Below are 3,233 nucleotides of genomic sequence, written 5' to 3'. Positions count from 1 at the left end.
TTCAACGCATCAAGCGCGCGCGCCGGCTTTTCTTCCTCCTTGAGCCGCGATTCGGCCGGCGAAGAAAACGGCTTTGCAAGCAGCTCATCAAGGGAACTTGTCCGTTCCAGCCCTTGCAGCCAATCCGTCGATTCCATCCCGTGATTCCGTTCGTCCATCGTCATTCTCCTTTCTTTGACAGCGGCAGACGAAGCCCATCCGATTGTCGGAGCGATCGCTCGAGCCATTTCGCTTCCGTTTGCAGCGACCAGATGTCGTTCGATAACACCTCAAGCAACTGCCGTTCAGCCGCTGAAGTCAGCTCGTCAAGCACTCTTTCCGTCTCCTGCAACGCTTTTGCCATATCGGCGCTTTGCACCGGCTGCTGCGCCAAATAAACGTATTTCTCCACCATCTCCACCGCCGTCGGCCATTCGTTTAAGAAAAATGGCTGGGCGAGGCGCAGTTGATGTGGTTGTTGCTCGATGGCGCGAATGATTCGATCGACGATGGCACTCAACCGGGAAACCGTTTGCCACATCACCACAGAACGAAGCCGATAGCGAGCGCGACGCAGCCGCTTCCATAACGCGCGCGCTTCGCCAAGCTGGCTGCGAACGTAGACAAGCTCCTCAGCGGACACATCAGCCGGCAGGCGATGATGCCGCCTTTTCATGATGGCGGACACCCCCCACATCGCCCCCATTCCGGATAAAATCGAAGGCCAAAAGCGAAAATCAGCAGTGATGAATACGATCACCGCGACGATGACCCCTGCGTTCCATGAGACAAACCAACGCCATATCGTACGAAGCAGCTGCTTCATTGTCCCTCTCCTTCTTTATCTTTTCTTTCATTATAGCATGTCCATTCCATGATACGTACAAGCGCCCAAAGAAGTTTCATCGCCAACTGGACGGCGCGCATAGGACAATGGCCGTTTCGAATAGGCTATAGTAACAGGGCCATCGAAAGGGGAATCGGGATGAAAGCGATCAATTGGCAGCTTGTCTCCTTTGTCGCGATCTCGCTGTTGAAAGAATATTGGTGCTATGCCGGACTGCCGCGCGTCTACTATTGGCAGGCGGCGGATGATGACAAAAAAACTGCCTAACAGCAGAAGGAGGGAACACGATGCAGCCTTGGCACCGCCCCACACCGCCAACCGCCTCCCGCGCCGCACTGACCGTCACCGGCCAAGGGACAGTCATCGCCAAGCCAGACACCGTCCTCATTGCGCTCGGGGTGCGCACCGAACACGTCCATATTCAAGAAGCGCTTGCTGACAACGCGAAACGCACCGACGCAGTCATTGGAGCACTCAAGGCGCTTGGCGTGCAAACAGAAGATTTGGAGACGACGGCGTTTTCCATCTATCCCCAATACGAACATCACAATGGAGCCGACGTATTATCCAGCTATGGAGTCGAACATTGGCTTGAAATCACCGTCCGCGACCCTAAAAAAGCCGGCGCCATTTACGAGGCGGCCGTTGCCCATGGAGCAAACCTCGCCCGCGGCTTGGAATTCCGTCTAGCAAACGAACAAGCCTATTACCAGCAGGCATTGGCGTTGGCCGTGAAAAACGCCAAAGAAAAAGCGCTGGCCATCGCCCGCGCTCTCAGCTTGCCTCTTTATGACACGCCGATTGAACTGAAAGAACAGTCATCGATCCGGCCGACGCCATACGGTCCGGCTGTTCTCAGCGTTCCCTCATCAGCGCCGCCTGTGCAGACGCAAGATGTTGTCATTACCGCCGTCGTGGAAGCGGTATTTGCTTATTCGTTCATTTCGTGATGTCGACTTCATGGACACGAGCGCCGCCAAACAGCTCGACGCGGGTGGTTTTCTTTTTCCCGTTCGAATGGACGATGGTCACAGCGTATGCGCCCGGCAAATACGGGCCGATTTTTTTGACAAATGGGTCTTTCGTCGCCTCCTCTTCCGTTTTCACCCCATTGACGACAAGCGACGCCTCCGGATCATCGACGCGCACATGGAGAAAATAGAGGGCTGGCTCAAACACATACCGGTCCTCAAACACATGAATCGTAAACACCGGCGGGTAAGATGTCAATCCTTTAATATACACGTGGCCGCTCTTGCGCTGGCGGGCAAACTCCCGATCTAGCTGTTTATACGCTTCTGGGTGCCGTTCCACATACGCGAACAACGGCGCCAACGTTTTCTCGTTGATCGGCACGCTTTCCTCCGTCACCCGCAGCATCGCCTGCAAAGCGGCCACATCGCGGTCTTCGATCGCATCTTTTAAACGCATAATGGCCATTTCTCGGCTCGCGGCCGTCTTCAACGCCCCATACCCGCTCCAAAGAAGCGTGCTCGCCCCCCACAGAACGACGATGGCGACAAGCAGCCAGCCGATGAGACGGTATTGCTTTTTTCTCCTCTTTTCCCGAGACAAAACGCGCGCCTGCTGCCTCTTTTCGCTGCGCGCCAACGCCGCGGCGCCGTTCTGACCGCCGCGGCTTCCCGTTTCCCCCTCAATGGCATCCGGTTCGAACACGCGCGGTTTCATGAGCGCTTCCCCTCTCCTTCTCGCTGCCTAGTTCCACTTTATGTCAGAGACAGGGAATATATGTTACACGAACAACGGTGCGCTTTTTATTATACCCGCCTGAGCGAAAAACGGATAGCCGTTTGCACCGCCCATTATCGCGAAAACGAAGCGTTCGGTTGCTCCATTCGCCGCCCGACTTGTTGAAACATCCAGGCGTATAAGGCCGCGCTTCCTAGCGCCAGCATCCCAAGGACAACAAACGTCCATGCATAGCCGATCCATTCCGCCGCGGCGAGCGACAGCGGCGCCAACATCCGCCCAATCGTAAAACGGAGACTGGCGGCGGCAAAATATTGGCCGCGCATCGCCTCCGGAGCCAAGCGGGAAATGAACGACTGCTGCAAGCCAGCTGTCATCAACTCAGCCAGCGTAAACAGCGCCATGACCGCGATCAATCCGAGCAGCGAAGACGTTTGACTAAACAGCCACATCGAGATGCCGTATAAGACGGATGAACCGACAAACGCCTGCCGCTCCGAGTAGCGAGACATCCAACGCGTCACAGCCACCGTGCATAGTGCGACCAACAGACCGTTTTCGGCAATGAGCCAACTAAAGGCGCTCGCGCCGTCAATCGTCCATCCTGCCAATGTTTCGGCTTCGACCGTTTCTTTTGTATATACCGGGATCAGCAAGTCAAGCTGTTTGACACTCCGCACGGCTAAAGCCGTGGGAT

Annotated in this window: 5 protein-coding genes and 1 pseudogene; 2 read left to right on the top strand and 4 right to left on the bottom strand. The window is 55.8% G+C overall.

The window, feature by feature from the left end:
• Together VU18_RS21235 and VU18_RS06305 are read right to left on the bottom strand one after the other, a co-directional pair.
• Window positions 1-158 (bottom strand): annotated as a pseudogene (locus tag VU18_RS21235) (toxic anion resistance protein); the annotation flags it as partial.
• A gap of 2 nt (window positions 159-160) precedes the next feature.
• Entirely contained in the window at window positions 161-805 is a 645-nt protein-coding gene (locus VU18_RS06305) for a 5-bromo-4-chloroindolyl phosphate hydrolysis family protein (RefSeq protein ID WP_014195622.1), read from the bottom strand.
• 159 nt (window positions 806-964) lie between these two features.
• On the opposite strand from VU18_RS06305, the gene VU18_RS21045 reads away from it, so the two are divergent.
• Window positions 965-1,093: a hypothetical protein gene (locus tag VU18_RS21045; RefSeq protein ID WP_013145587.1), complete on the top strand. Its 129-nt coding sequence runs from the start codon at window positions 965-967 to the stop codon at window positions 1,091-1,093.
• A gap of 20 nt (window positions 1,094-1,113) precedes the next feature.
• The gene (locus VU18_RS06300; protein WP_014195621.1) at window positions 1,114-1,776 is read left to right on the top strand and encodes an SIMPL domain-containing protein; all 663 of its coding nucleotides are present in this window, start codon (window positions 1,114-1,116) and stop codon (window positions 1,774-1,776) included.
• Here the strand turns inward: VU18_RS06300 and VU18_RS06295 are convergent.
• Window positions 1,766-2,515: a hypothetical protein gene (locus VU18_RS06295; protein WP_011230940.1), complete on the bottom strand. Its 750-nt coding sequence runs from the start codon at window positions 2,513-2,515 to the stop codon at window positions 1,766-1,768. The two genes, VU18_RS06300 and VU18_RS06295, sit on opposite strands and share 11 nt — an antisense overlap.
• Before the next feature lie 134 nt (window positions 2,516-2,649).
• Window positions 2,650-3,233: MFS transporter (locus tag VU18_RS06290; protein ID WP_152668823.1), on the bottom strand; the 584-nt coding region annotated here is incomplete at its 5' end.

Origin of the sequence: Geobacillus sp. ZGt-1 (genome assembly GCF_001026865.1) — a bacterium.
Classification (GTDB): domain Bacteria; phylum Bacillota; class Bacilli; order Bacillales; family Anoxybacillaceae; genus Geobacillus; species Geobacillus thermoleovorans.
The sequence above is the reverse complement of the archived record's forward strand: the minus strand, read 5'-3'. Positions and strand labels throughout refer to the sequence as shown.